Source organism: Hydrogenophaga crassostreae (assembly GCF_001761385.1).
In the GTDB taxonomy this organism is placed as follows: Bacteria; Pseudomonadota; Gammaproteobacteria; order Burkholderiales; family Burkholderiaceae_C; genus Hydrogenophaga; species Hydrogenophaga crassostreae.
Genome location: NZ_CP017476.1, coordinates 2,782,357 through 2,795,581, shown reverse-complemented (window position 1 = coordinate 2,795,581; position 13,225 = coordinate 2,782,357). Strand labels below are relative to the sequence as shown.

Here is a 13,225-nt window from a genome sequence, read left to right as displayed (position 1 = left end):
CCTTGGCATGCACCCTCTACAGTCGTCCCCCCCTGTCGATGAATCTGCCACCGGCACAGCGGTAGCTGCCGGGGTCTTCAACCGCCGCGCCGGGCTGGTTTGGGGTGTGGCAGCGTGCGCCCTGACGCTCACCGGGGGGGGCGTCAGCGCCCAGCCCGTTTCGGCTGCTGCCGAGGAGGCCAAGGCACCACCGTTGCCTGCATTGGACAGTGTTTTGAACGTGCCGCCGATTGAGTTGTTGGCTGGTGGCGGGTTTGACCCGGTAGCGAGCCGGGGCAAGCCGTTGCTGGTGTATTGGTGGTCCAGTACCTGCCCGTTTTGCGCCTTGCAGAGCCCGGCAATGGAGGCTTTCTGGCGTGCGCACCAGACGGGTGGGTTTCAGATGCTGGCGTTGTCGATTGACAAAAAACCGCAAGATGCGATGGCCTACCTGGCCAAGAAGGGCTACAGCTTTCCGGCAGCCTGGGCCAGCCCCGAATGGCGAAAGGCCTACCCCAAGCCCAAAGGCCTGCCCATTACTTTGCTCGCTGGCGCGGACGGTCGACTGAAAGTGGCCGAAAAGGGGCAGCTGTTCGCCGAAGATATCGAGGCGATGGCCCAATTTTTGTAGCGCCGAGCCGCACTGGGTCGGGCAGGGCGGCCCGAAAAGCAGGGGTGTGAGTCGTTTTGGGGTTGTTTGTGTGACAAATTTGATTTGTCACATGGCTGTCACACAGCCTCCCTAAAGTCCCGGTTGTGAACTCTTTATCACCAACCGCAAGGACCAAGATGAATTCCAAACGTACCCTTCTCAAGACCGTCGCTGCAGCCGCATTGGCCAGCCTTGCCATGGGTTCTGCCCTGGCCGCTGAAATCACCGGCGCAGGTGCAACTTTTCCATTCCCTGTTTACGCCAAGTGGGGCGAGGCTTACAAAGCCGCCACGGGCAATTCCATGAACTACCAGTCCATCGGCTCTTCCGGTGGCATCAAGCAGATCCAGGCCAAGACCGTTGCGTTTGGCGCGTCGGATGCCCCTCAAAGTGGTGACGATCTCGACAAGGATGGCATGGTCCAGTTCCCGGCCATCATTGGCGGCACGGTGCCTGTTTTGAACCTCGAAGGGTTCAAGCCGGGTGAATTGCAGGTGACCGGCCCCGTGTTGGCCGATATCTTCCTGGGCAACATCACCAAGTGGAACGATGCCAAGTTGGTTGCCCTGAACCCTGGAAAAACACTGCCTTCCTCTTCGATCACGGTGGTGCATCGTGCCGACGGTTCGGGCACGACCTTCAACTTCACCGACTACCTGTCTTCGGTCAGCAAGGACTGGGCCGACAAAGTGGGAACCAACAAGGCTGTGAAGTGGCCTGCTGAGTCGTCCGTCGGCGGCAAGGGCAACGAAGGCGTGGCAGCCAACGTGAACCGAGTCAAGGGCGCAGTGGGCTACGTTGAGTACGCCTACGTGAAGAAGAACAACATGAACTACATGCGTCTGCAGAACGCCGATGGCAAGTACGTTGGACCAGACGAGCAAGCTTTTGCCGCTGCGGCAGCCGGCGTGGACTGGTTCAGCAAGCCTGGCATGGCCGTGTCCATGGTGAATGCCAAGGGCGCCGAGAGCTGGCCCATCAGCACGGCTTCGTTCATCCTGATGTACAAAAAACCTGCTAACAAGGCCGAGTCGGCCGAAGTGCTGAAGTTCTTTGACTGGTCGTTCAAGAACGGCAAGCAAATGGCCGCCGACCTGGACTACGTGGCTTTGCCCGATGTGCTGACCGACGCCATTCGCTCGAAAGTCTGGTCGCAGATCGAGAAATAAGTCGGGTGTTTTCACTGAGGTCTGCAACGGGCCTCATGGAGGTGGTGCATCTGGTATGTGCCACCTCCTGCTTTCATCAGGTCGATCCAATGCCGAGATCGACATTGCCCTGAGTCTGTCCCAATGGGAATCCCTATGAACCTGGAAAACACCATGAGTGCGCCCACTTTGCCTGTTGAAACAGGCAATCCCAATATGGTGACCATCGCCAAGCGGCAGCAGCTGCAAGATGTGATGTTTCACCGCATCACCCAGGGCTTCTCGCTGCTGGTTCTGGTGGCCCTCTCGGGCATCATTGCTTCGTTGTTCATCAACGCTTGGCCCGCTTTTCAGAAGTTCGGGCTGAATTTCATCTGGCGCGTGGAGTGGGATGTGGTCAACGAAGAGTTTGGCGCGGCCATTGCCATCGTTGGCACACTGGCCAGCGCCAGTATTGCGCTTTTGATTGCCGTACCACTGGCATTCGGCATCGCCTTGTTCTTGACCGAAAACTGCCCCACCTGGCTGCGCCGCCCCTTGGGCACGGCGGTCGAGTTGCTGGCAGCTGTGCCTTCCATCATCTACGGCATGTTCGGCCTGTTCATTTTTGCCCCGCTGTTCGCCGATCACTTTCAAGTGCCTGTGCAGGAGCTGATCGGCTCGATGCCTCTGGTGGGCTTTCTGTTTGGCGGTAGCACAAACGGCTACGGCATTCTGGCCGCTGGCGTTGTGCTGGCGTTCATGGTCTTGCCCTTTGTGGCGGCCGTGATGCGCGACGTGTTTGAAATCGTGCCGCCGATCCTCAGGGAATCGGCTTATGGCCTGGGTTGCACAACATGGGAGGTGGTGCGCCGTGTGGTTTTGCCCTACACCCAGAAGGGTGTGATCGGGGGCGTGATGCTGGGTCTGGGACGCGCCCTGGGTGAAACCATGGCGGTGACTTTCGTGATTGGCAATGCCAACCGCTTGCCGACTTCGCTGTTCTCCCCGGGTACCTCGATTGCCTCCGTCCTGGCCAACGAATTTGGCGAGGCTTCCGATATGCACATCCATGCGCTGTTTGCGCTGGGTTTCCTCTTGTTCGTGATCACCTTCATCGTGCTGGCGCTGGCCAAGTGGATGATGGTTCGCGCTGAAAAAGCCAAGGGTCTGTAATGAACCAAGTTAACAAAACACCCGACCCCATGGCCATCAACGCCACCCTGTACCGTCGGCGCCGCACGAGCAACGCCATCGGGATTTCCCTGTCCATGGGCTCCATGGTCTTGGGCCTGGCGGTGCTCATGTGGATTCTGGTCGTGCTGTTCAGCAAAGGACTTGCCGGACTGGACTGGAACCTGTTGACCCAGTCGACCCCTGCTCCTGGCTCCGAAGGCGGTGGTCTCGCCAATGCCATCGTTGGCAGTTTGATGATGGTCGGCTTCTCCGTTCTGGTTTCGACGCCCATCGGCATCCTGGCCGGGGTGTACTTGACCGAATACGGCGATGAGAGCAAAACCGCCGAACTGACCCGTTTCGTGACCGACATCATGCTGTCGGCGCCTTCGATCGTGTTGGGTCTGTTTGTCTATGCCATTGCCGTGTCCACCATGGGCGGATTTTCTGGATGGGCAGGCTCGTTGGCGCTGTCGCTGATCGCTGTGCCCGTGGTGGTTCGCACCACCGAGAACATGCTGCGTCTGGTGCCGGGCAGTTTGCGGGAAGCCGCTTTTGCTTTGGGTGCGCCCCGCTGGAAAGTCTCAACGCTCATCACGCTGCGTGCGGCCAAGAGCGGAGTCATGACAGGCCTCTTGTTGGCGATTGCCCGCATCAGCGGTGAAACAGCACCTTTGCTGTTCACGGCCTTGAACAACCAGTTCTTCAGCACCGACATGAGCAAACCCATGGCCAACCTGCCGGTCGTGATTTACCAGTTTGCCATGAGCCCCTATGACAACTGGAACCGCCTGGCATGGGCCGGCGCCTTGCTGGTCACGCTTTCTGTGCTGGTGCTCAACGTGGTGGCCCGCGTGTACCTGCGTGAAAAGAAGCCTTCCTGATTTGACCCCACACCGTCTTTGACCGTCTTTCGAAAGAACACCACCATGTCTGCTACGGCTACCCAACCGCTGCCCAAGAACCCCAACGCGCTGGAGTTGCGCAACCTGAACTTCTTCTACGGCAATTTTCAAGGCCTGAAAAATGTGAACCTCGGCATCGAGGAGCGCAAGGTCACGGCCTTCATCGGCCCTTCGGGTTGCGGAAAATCCACCTTGCTGCGTACGCTGAACCGCATGTACAGCCTGTATCCCGGCCAGCGCGCTGAAGGCGAAATCAATTTTTATGGCCAGAACATCCTGGACGGAAAACAGGACATCAACTTGCTGCGCGCTCGCATTGGCATGGTCTTCCAAAAGCCAACGCCGTTTCCGATGTCGATATACGACAACATTGCGTTTGGTGTGAAACTCTACGAGACCTTGAGCACCAGCGAGATGGACGATCGCGTGGAATGGGCGCTGACCAAGGCTGCGTTGTGGGGCGAGGTCAAAGACAAGCTCAATCAAAGCGGGCTGTCTCTCTCCGGCGGTCAACAGCAGCGTTTGTGCATTGCGCGCAGTGTGGCGGTAAAGCCTTCGGTGCTCCTGCTTGACGAACCCACTTCTGCGCTGGATCCGATTTCAACGGGCAAGGTCGAGGAGCTGGTGCACGAACTGAAGAAGGACTACACCATCGCCATCGTGACGCACAACATGCAACAGGCAGCCCGTTGCAGCGACTACACGGCCTATATGTACCTGGGTGAGCTGGTCGAATTTGGTTCAACCGAGCAGATCTTCTTCAAGCCGAGCAAAACCGAAACCGAAGACTACATCACCGGCCGTTTTGGCTGAGCGGTTGGCTGGCAGTTTGTACCGAAATACTGGAGAAACACATGGGTGATAAACACATTTCAAGTCAGTTCGATGCCGAACTGAACTCCATTTCCACGCAGGTGCTGGAGATGGGCGGTCTGGTGGAGTCGCAACTCCACCAGGCAGTCTACGCGTTGATTCACATGAGTGAAGAAACGGCCGAGCAGGTGCTTGAAGCCGAGCAACGCATCAACCAGATGGAGGTGAACATCGATCACGCCATCATCTCCACCATTGGACGGCGCCAACCCACGGCACGTGACCTGCGCTTCTTGATGGCCATTTCGCGCACCACGCAAAATCTCGAGCGTGCGGGCGACGAAGTCGCGCGCATCGCGCGCATGGTGAAGTCGATAATCGAGAGCGGTTCGCCGCGTTCGCTGCCGGTATCGGAATTGCGGCTGGCCGCAGATCTTGCTGCCGGCATGCTCCGCAAAACGCTCGATTCGTTTGCCCGCCTTGACACCACCATGGCCCTGGCCATCATCAAGCAAGACGATGAAATTGATGTTGAATACGACGGTTTCCTGCGCAAGCTGATCACCTACATGATGGAAGATCCACGAACCATTTCCCCCAGCCTCAACTTGCTTTTCCTGGCCAAGTCGCTGGAGCGGGTGGGCGATCATGCCAAAAACATCGCCGAACAGACCATCTTCGTTGTGAAGGGTGAAGATGTGCGCCACTCGTCAGTCGACGAAGTGGCCTCGGTGGTCGGATAAACGCTCCTAACGCATTGGCAGAGAAGGTCACTGAATGAAAAAATTACCTCGCGTTCTGGTGGTTGAGGACGAGCCAGCGATCGCCGAGCTGATCGCCGTCAACCTGCGGCACAACGGGTTTGCGCCTACCGTGGTTTTTGAAGGTCAGGCGGCACGCCGCGAAGTGGATGCTGTTCTGCCCGACGTGATTTTGCTGGACTGGATGCTGCCAGGTGAAAGCGGGGCTTCGCTGGCGAGGTCATGGCGGCAACAGGAGCGGACCAAGGCCGTCCCCATCTTGATGCTCACCGCGCGAAGCGATGAAGCCGACAAGGTACAAGGCCTGGATGCCGGTGCCGACGACTACATCACCAAGCCCTTTTCCACGCAGGAGTTGCTCGCGCGAATTCGCGCCGTCCTGCGCCGCCGAGCGCCTCAAACGGTGAACGATTCGGTGCAACTGGGAGAACTGGCACTGGATGCCGGCACTTACCGGGTGACTTTTCAGGGCAATGAGCTCAAGCTCGGACCGACAGAGTTCAAGCTGCTCCATTACCTGATGAAACATGCAGAAAGGGTGCACACCCGTGGTACGCTGCTCGACAAAATCTGGGGGGATCATGTCTTTATCGAGGAGCGCACCGTGGACGTACACGTCAAACGTTTGAGGGAGTCCTTGGGTGAGGCTGCGACCATGGTGGAAACCGTGCGCGGCGCTGGCTACCGCCTGACCGCTCAGGGTACTGGCGCGGCTGTCAAGCCTGTGCAGGGTCGGCCGCCTGTTTCCACTGCATGATTCACCGACTGGTTGAACTGCTGGTCCTGGTCGCGCTGGGATCGGTGTGGGGCTGGACGCAAGATGCGGCCATGTGGAGCTTCTTCGGCGCGCTGCTTGGTGCGCTGGTCTGGGGTGTTTTTGACGGATTGAGGGCTCGCCGTGCACTGGATTGGCTCAACAAGGGTGATGCCTCGCGCAAGGCAGGCATTTCGGGCGTGTGGGGTGAGGTGGTCGAGCGGGGCCGGAAACTGATCAAGAAGCTTGAGAAAAAGGCCGCCAACTCCGATGCACGTCTGGAGGATTTCCTCTCTGCCATTCAAGCCTCTCCCAATGGAGTGGTTTTGCTGGATTCAGCCGGGCGCATCGAATGGTCGAATCAAACCGCCTCTGGCCATCTGGGGTTCGAGCCTGAGCGCGATGTGGGCCAATACGTGCGCAACCTGGTTCGAGCGCCTGCCTTTGTGTCGTATCTCGATATGGGCAACTTTGGCCATGAGATTCAGATTGATGGACCAGGGCCCCGCCCGACGCAGCATTCCAAAATCTCGCTGCAAGTGCATCCCTATGGAAAAAAGCGCAAGCTCATGATCACGCGTGATGTGACCGCCGTGCAACTGGCCGAAGCCATGCGGCGCGATTTTGTGGCCAATGTTTCCCACGAAATCCGGACCCCATTGACTGTGCTCAGCGGCTTTGTAGAAACCATGCAGAGCATCGAGCTGGAAGAGGAAGAAAGGGTTCGTTACCTGGGGCTGATGAGCCAGCAGGCACAACGCATGCAAACACTGGTCAGTGATTTGCTGACTTTGTCTCGCCTGGAGGGCAGCCCGGTGCCAGGGCAGGGGGAATGGTCGGCTGTCGATGAACTGCTCAGTCACGTGATGCAGGAAGCCAACGGGTTGTCTGCCGCGATTTCAAGGCCGCAGCATGTGATCGTGGCCAAAGGCATGCCAGGGCTTGCAGTGTCTTGTGCGAAGACCGAATTGCTTAGCGCGATGTCCAACTTGTTGAGCAATGCTGTTCGCTACACACCCGCTGGCCGGGAAATTGTGGCCGGCTGGCGTTTGCGCGATGACGGGTGGGGCGAGTTTTATGTCACCGATTCCGGCTCCGGGATTGCTGCTGAACATTTGCCCCGCCTGACAGAGCGCTTCTATCGGGTCGATCGGAGCCGCTCAAGAGAGACCGGCGGTACAGGCCTGGGCCTGGCCATCGTGAAACATGTCGCGCAACGGCATGGCGGGCAAATTGACGTGCAGAGCGAAGTGGGCAAAGGATCCACTTTTGTGATTGCCCTGCCACCGGTTCGCATGCGGGAAGCCCAGAGAAACTGACCGCTACCTTCCTACCCGAAGGTAAATCAGCAGACGCTCTTTGCGGTCACTCAATCGGCTGGCGCTCGCTTTGTAGGCCCAGTGGGTCAGGTCAACCCGTTGGTCCAGGTTGGATTGCTCACTGGGGTCCATCACCAGCGCACCACATTGGCCCAGATCACCGGCGTTGCCCAGGCGACGAAGGCGCAGTTGGCCGTGGTACTGGAGCGCTGCGATCTGCGCCTGCGTCAACCCATCTATCAACACACACTCATTGGCGGGTACGACGCGCGCTATTGATCGAGAGAGTGGGCCATAGCTGCGGGCGAAATCGAGCAAAGGCAGCCACAGGGTCATCAGCAACACCCAGCAAAGGGTTGCACCTGCTGCAGGCAATACCAGGCTTTTCCAGATCGCTTGCCGATTGCGTCCGACCCGCCACACGACCAGCCACAGCCAGGCCAATGTGGCCAAGCAGCCTGCCAGAAAATACCACCACGAAAACTCCGGCAAGAAGCCGGGAGCCAGCCGTGCAATGTTTTCCGCAGGCTTCGCCGGTATGCCTGTTTGCAACGAGAACCACACCACCCAGATGATCAAGGAACACAGGGTAAAAAAGATCAGCGTGAACCAGTCGATCAAAGCCGAGACGCTTCGACGCAGGGTGGGCAACGCGAAGGCAGCGAGTGCTGCCAAGGCGGGAAGCGCCAGCAGCAGAGCCCGGTCAAAGTCGGCATTCAATGCGCTGTTGAGCACGCTCACCGTGGCAACCCACAGTGGAATTGCGACGTGTGGGCTCAAGAGCTGCCGGCGCCAGCCCCACAACGTCCACAGTGCCAAGGGCCATGCTGGCCAGGTGAACCAGACCATCAATCGGCTCCAGCGTTGCCAAGACTCGAATTCCAGTGGAAGAGCGATGGTTGGCCAGGGCATGCTTTCAAACATCGCGACGACCCCTACGATCAACGCAACACCCACGGCGGCCCAGGTCAGGGTGGATGGGCTGCCTGCCCCGGAGCGCGCTCGGGTAACGGTCAGAATCAGCAGCAGCCCGGTGCCCAGGGCCATGGCGATCCAGGGTGCGCCGCTCATCGCCAGGCCGGCGGTGGCCACCCACCACAACAGCAGACTGAGCCATGGATGCGGATCATCGGCATGGGCCATGCGTGCGCCGGCGAGCATGAGCGCGCTGCTGGCGCACAAGCGCGCCAGATCGGGCGTGGTCTCGTGCGACATCTGGGCCAGGCCCAAGCAGGCAATCAGCGCAAGCAAGCCGGCATCGGCGACTGCGCGGGCATAGTCTTTCGGACTGGCTTCACCGCCGAAGGCGAAGGCCACCGGCTGTGCGGAAGGCTGGCGAGCCAATTGGTAGACGGCGTACCAGGAACACATCAGCGTGAGGCCCAGCAACATTGCAAAGGCGACCCGCACCGCGTAGTCGGCAGGCAAGAAGGGCAGCAAATGAATGAACGCTGCGCCGAGCCAGTAGGGCAATGCACCCCCTACGTCGGCGGCTTGCCCAAGCACCTGAGGCACCCACCACGAGCTGGCGCCGGAAGCCATCTCCAGCATCACGCCCAAAGCCGATACGTCAGCGCTTTTCCATGGTTCGCGGCCAACAAAGCCGGGCAACACGTAGGCCAGGCAGAAAAGAAACAAGGCGATGCGTGGCAGTCGGCGCACGGCCGATTGGGTAACGATAGCGGGATTGGTGGAACTCACTGCGGAGAATATACAGGGCAGGGCGCTTCGCGCCAGCTAAAAAGGGGCGCAATGGCCGAAAAAAAAGCAGCCGGAAACCGGCTGCCTTTTTGCATGAGCGTCGGCTGAAGCAGCCGGGCACAAGATGCTTATTTCGCAGCGCCGCCTTTGGCGTAGCGGTTGCGGAAGCGCTCGACGCGGCCACCCATGTTGTCCACGCTTTTTTGCGTGCCGGTATAGAAGGGGTGCGACTCGCTGGTGGTATCGAGCTTGAAGAGCGGCAGCTCGCGGCCGTCTTCCATGGTGATCATTTCTTTGGTGTTCGAGCAGGAACGGGTCACGAACTTGAAGCCGTTGGACATGTCCTGGAAGCAGATTTCGCGGTAGTTGGGGTGAATGCCGTCTTTCATGACGATTCCTTGAGGTCAGGTGCGGCAGCCGCAGGGAAACCATTTCCCTGTACTTGTCGCGATCAATAAAGCCTTGGATTATAGAGCGAAACCACCTGCTATGTGAATAAGCTTGGCTTGGTGTGCCACCTCGCGCGGCTCGGGGCCCGAGTTGCACGGGGTTGGGCTTCCGGCGTCATTCGAAAAGATCGGGTTCGCTGCGGATCAGGTCGTTCCAGATGGTCTGGAAATGGAGCCAGCCGATGTAGTCGCTGCCCACGTGCTCGCGGCTATAGCGAGCCCTGTCCGCCGGAACCAGGTGCGGCGTCTGCCCGGTTGCCATCACGGCCAGTTGCTGTTGGCAGCAGCGTTCCAGGGCAATGAACCAAAATGCCGCCGCTTCGATGCTGTGGCGGCTCGCAGTGAACAGGCCGTGGTTCTGGTGAATGGCGGCTTTCACTCCCTTGAACCAGTCGGCCACCTTCGGTCCGGCATTCAACTCCACGGCCACCTGACCTGCCTCGTCGCTGATCACCACATGGTCTTCGAAAAACGCCGCAGCGTCCTGTGAAATGGGCAGCAGTGGCTGGCCGAGAGATGCAAACGCAGTGCCATGCAGCGTGTGAGCATGGCACATGGCCTGAATGTCGGGATGCGCTTCATGAACGGCGGCGTGCAGCACGAAGCCCGCGCGGTTCACAGCGTGGCGGCCTTCCACCACCTGGCCTTGATGGTCCACCAGAATGAGGTTTGACACCTTCACCTGCGAAAAATGTACCGCCATCGGGTTGGTCCAGTACAGGTTGGGGTGCTCCGGGTCTCGAACGGTGAGGTGGCCGGCAAAGCCGTAGTCGAACGCCTGGCGTGCAAATGCGCGGCAAGCGCCTGCCAGCCTTTCCTTCAGATATTGGCGCTCCTGCGTCACATCGTCAAAACCGGGTCTGCCCGGGTAGATCAGGCCCGGTTGATCGGGTTGGTAAATGGAGACCTTGGGGTTGGTCAGTGGGTCGTACCGATGTTCTTTTTGATCCAGCGATTGAATTTTTTCGAGCACGGCGGGCATGGCGTTTCCTCAGGTTGTGTTGGATGCCTATGGTGGACCCGCCCTGACGGCCTTGACAAACGATGATTGCTCATGGAAACATGAATTCAGTTCATCTGAGTGTCATTTGCATGAGAAATCTACCGCCACTTGCGCGTTTGCGCACCTTTGAAGCAGCGGCCAGGCTGCAAAGTTTTGCGCTTGCCGCGCAGGAGTTGCACCTCACCGCCTCAGCCATCAGCCACCAGATTCGCGACCTGGAGCGGTACTTTGGCCGCGCTCTGTTTGAGCGCAGTCACCGCCAGGTGCGGACCACGCGTGAAGGTCTGCGCCTGTTCGAAAGCCTCGGTCGGGTGTTTGACGCGCTGGACGCCGTTTGCGCTGAAGTGCAACTGCCCACCCAGGATGAGGTGCTGGCGGTGCACTGCGCGCCCAGTTTGGCTCTCAAATGGCTCGGCCCGCGCTTGCCCACTTTCTTGGCTCAACACCCGACGATCAACATCCGACTGACCACGGGTGCCGAACCGGTGGATCTGGGTGTGATGCGCGAACTGGATGTGGCCTTGTCTTATGGCGCAGCGCGCCAGAAGGCTGGGCTGGAAGTATTTTCCCTTGGCAACGAAAGGGTTGTACCGCTCGTATCTCCACAACTGGTGGCGCCAGGAGAAAGTGCCACAGAGGCGATCGAGCGCCTGATGCTGATCGATTCCCAGCTCAGTCCAGTGGGTTGGGTCGACTGGTTTGATGGCAATGGGATCGTGCTTCCCTCGCGACCACGCTGCTCGTTTGACCGCGCCGCCATGGCCATTGCGGCAGCCGTCGACGGGTTGGGGGTGGCCTTGGAGAGCACCCGGTTAGCTGGGCGCGAACTGGCGCGTGGCGATTTGGTGGTGTTGGAGGCCCGTGGCGCAAAACCCATTGACCGACCCCTGCATTTTGTCAGCTTGCGGGTCAGTGACCGCAGCCGCCCGCCGATCGCTGCCTTTGTGGACTGGGTTGCGGATCAGGCCAAGGACCGATGAGACACCTGTCCGGCAATCGGTGCGTCTGCTCAGGGTGGAGTGCTGCTCGCATGAGCCTTTGTCGGGCTGCCTGCGGAACACCCTGAACGGCTGCGAAAGAGAAAAGAGATAAGGCGTCAGAACCTGCCCTGAACGAGCAGGCATGTTGCACGTTAAGGGCGAGGGTATCCAGGGAGGTTCAACCGCCTCGTCGCATCATGTCGAAAAACTCGGAATTGTTTTTCGTGGCCTTCATGCTCTTCAAGACCATTTCCATGGACTCGATTTCGTCCATGTTGTACATGAACTGGCGCAGGATGCGGGTCTTTTGCAGAATCTCGGGCGCCAGCAGCAACTCTTCGCGGCGGGTGCCGCTGCGGTTGAGCTGGATGGAGGGAAACACGCGCTTCTCGTAGAGGCGGCGGTCCAGGTGGATTTCGCAGTTGCCGGTTCCCTTGAATTCTTCAAAGATCACCTCATCCATGCGGCTGCCGGTATCCACCAGTGCTGTCGCGATGATGGTCAGCGAGCCACCTTCTTCGATCTTGCGGGCGGCGCCGAAAAAGCGCTTGGGACGTTGCAGGGCGTTGGAGTCAACGCCGCCGCTGAGCACTTTTCCGGAGGAAGGCAGAACGTTGTTGTAGGCGCGTGCGAGGCGGGTGATGGAGTCCAGCATGATGACCACATCTTTGCCCAGCTCAACCAGGCGTTTGGCACGCTCGATGACCATTTCGGCCACGTGTACATGGCGCGCGGCAGGTTCGTCAAAGGTGGATGCGATCACATCGCCCTTCACGGTGCGCTGCATTTCGGTCACTTCTTCCGGGCGCTCATCAACCAGCAACACGATCAGCTCGACCTCGGGGTGGTTGGACGCGATAGCGTGGCAGATGTGCTGCATCATGACCGTCTTGCCGCTCTTGGGAGGGGCAACGATCAAAGCGCGCTGGCCGCGGCCAATGGGCGCAATGATGTCGATTACGCGGCCGGTGATGTTCTCGTCCGTCTTGATGTCGCGTTCCAGTCGCATCTGTTCTTTGGGGAACAGCGGCGTCAGGTTTTCGAACATGATCTTGTGCTTGTTGTCCTCTGGGGGCAAGCCGTTGATCTTGTCGAGTTTGTTCAAGGCAAAGTAGCGCTCGCCATCCTTGGGGATGCGCACTTCGCCTTCAATCATGTCGCCCGTGTGCAGATTGAAACGTCGAATCTGGCTGGGGGAGATATAGATGTCATCGGTGGACGCAGTGAAGCTCGTGTCCATGTTGCGCAAAAAGCCGAAGCCATCGGGCAACACTTCGAGCACGCCGTCGGCGTTCACCAGTTCACCGCCTTTGGCGCGCTTTTTGATGATGGCAAACATCAGCTCCTGCTTGCGCATGCGTCCGACGTTTTCGATTTCAAGGGCCTCGGCCTGCTTGGAGACTTCAGACACGTGCAGTGCCTTGAGTTCGTTAAGGTGCATGGAATTCACTCCGTGAGGGAGTCGTTGCAGAAAATCGGGGGAGGGTGCGCCTCGGCCCAGAGAGTGGGCGGTGCGCCGATGGAAGGAGGCTGGGCTGTGTCTGGCCAGCAACCGACTGAATTATGACAGGAAAAATTTGGCTTTCCTGGATCAATCAGGGCGTTG

Annotated in this window: 13 protein-coding genes; 9 read left to right on the top strand and 4 right to left on the bottom strand. The window is 59.1% G+C overall.

What is annotated here, in order from left to right; translation table 11 throughout:
- The first annotated feature begins 7 nt into the window (after nucleotides 1-7).
- The 8 genes from LPB072_RS12780 to phoR all read left to right on the top strand — a co-directional run bounded on the left by LPB072_RS12780 (nucleotide 8) and on the right by phoR (nucleotide 7,486).
- The gene (locus LPB072_RS12780) at nucleotides 8-610 is read left to right on the top strand and encodes a TlpA family protein disulfide reductase (RefSeq protein WP_082876921.1); all 603 of its coding nucleotides are present in this window, start codon (nucleotides 8-10) and stop codon (nucleotides 608-610) included.
- Between the two features lie 158 nt (nucleotides 611-768).
- Nucleotides 769-1,800, top strand: coding sequence for a phosphate ABC transporter substrate-binding protein PstS (gene pstS / locus LPB072_RS12775; protein WP_066090355.1), 1,032 nt, complete (start codon nucleotides 769-771; stop codon nucleotides 1,798-1,800).
- Between the two features lie 153 nt (nucleotides 1,801-1,953).
- Nucleotides 1,954-2,934: a phosphate ABC transporter permease subunit PstC gene (gene pstC / locus LPB072_RS12770; RefSeq protein WP_231943244.1), complete on the top strand. Its 981-nt coding sequence runs from the start codon at nucleotides 1,954-1,956 to the stop codon at nucleotides 2,932-2,934.
- 29 nt (nucleotides 2,935-2,963) lie between these two features.
- The gene (gene pstA / locus LPB072_RS12765; RefSeq protein WP_082876950.1) at nucleotides 2,964-3,818 is read left to right on the top strand and encodes a phosphate ABC transporter permease PstA; all 855 of its coding nucleotides are present in this window, start codon (nucleotides 2,964-2,966) and stop codon (nucleotides 3,816-3,818) included.
- A 45-nt stretch (nucleotides 3,819-3,863) separates the two neighbouring features.
- On the top strand, nucleotides 3,864-4,652 hold the full coding sequence (pstB, locus tag LPB072_RS12760; protein ID WP_066090947.1) for a phosphate ABC transporter ATP-binding protein PstB: 789 nt from the start codon (nucleotides 3,864-3,866) through the stop codon (nucleotides 4,650-4,652).
- A 41-nt stretch (nucleotides 4,653-4,693) separates the two neighbouring features.
- On the top strand, nucleotides 4,694-5,395 hold the full coding sequence (gene phoU, locus LPB072_RS12755; protein WP_066090346.1) for a phosphate signaling complex protein PhoU: 702 nt from the start codon (nucleotides 4,694-4,696) through the stop codon (nucleotides 5,393-5,395).
- A 34-nt stretch (nucleotides 5,396-5,429) separates the two neighbouring features.
- A complete protein-coding gene (phoB, locus tag LPB072_RS12750; RefSeq protein WP_066090343.1) occupies nucleotides 5,430-6,170 on the top strand; it encodes a phosphate regulon transcriptional regulator PhoB in 741 nt (246 codons plus the stop codon).
- On the top strand, nucleotides 6,167-7,486 hold the full coding sequence (gene phoR, locus LPB072_RS12745; protein WP_066090340.1) for a phosphate regulon sensor histidine kinase PhoR: 1,320 nt from the start codon (nucleotides 6,167-6,169) through the stop codon (nucleotides 7,484-7,486). Before phoB ends, phoR begins: the two co-directional genes overlap by 4 nt.
- Before the next feature lie 3 nt (nucleotides 7,487-7,489).
- Here the strand turns inward: phoR and LPB072_RS12740 are convergent, their stop codons facing one another.
- From LPB072_RS12740 to LPB072_RS12730, 3 genes are all read right to left on the bottom strand, one after another.
- Nucleotides 7,490-9,187 carry a hypothetical protein gene (locus LPB072_RS12740; RefSeq protein ID WP_066090338.1) on the bottom strand — a complete coding sequence of 566 codons (1,698 nt, stop codon included), beginning with the start codon at nucleotides 9,185-9,187 and terminating at the stop codon, nucleotides 7,490-7,492.
- 128 nt (nucleotides 9,188-9,315) lie between these two features.
- Nucleotides 9,316-9,576: a type B 50S ribosomal protein L31 gene (locus LPB072_RS12735; protein WP_066090336.1), complete on the bottom strand. Its 261-nt coding sequence runs from the start codon at nucleotides 9,574-9,576 to the stop codon at nucleotides 9,316-9,318.
- 175 nt (nucleotides 9,577-9,751) lie between these two features.
- Nucleotides 9,752-10,618 (bottom strand): class II aldolase/adducin family protein, encoded by an 867-nt coding sequence (locus LPB072_RS12730; protein WP_066090333.1) that lies wholly within the window; start codon nucleotides 10,616-10,618, stop codon nucleotides 9,752-9,754.
- A gap of 110 nt (nucleotides 10,619-10,728) precedes the next feature.
- Between LPB072_RS12730 and LPB072_RS12725 the strand changes: the two genes are divergently transcribed.
- Nucleotides 10,729-11,619, top strand: coding sequence for a LysR substrate-binding domain-containing protein (locus LPB072_RS12725; RefSeq protein WP_082876920.1), 891 nt, complete (start codon nucleotides 10,729-10,731; stop codon nucleotides 11,617-11,619).
- A 178-nt stretch (nucleotides 11,620-11,797) separates the two neighbouring features.
- Here the strand turns inward: LPB072_RS12725 and rho are convergent, their stop codons facing one another.
- Nucleotides 11,798-13,060 carry a transcription termination factor Rho gene (gene rho, locus LPB072_RS12720; RefSeq protein ID WP_066090324.1) on the bottom strand — a complete coding sequence of 421 codons (1,263 nt, stop codon included), beginning with the start codon at nucleotides 13,058-13,060 and terminating at the stop codon, nucleotides 11,798-11,800.
- Nucleotides 13,061-13,225 lie beyond the last annotated feature (165 nt).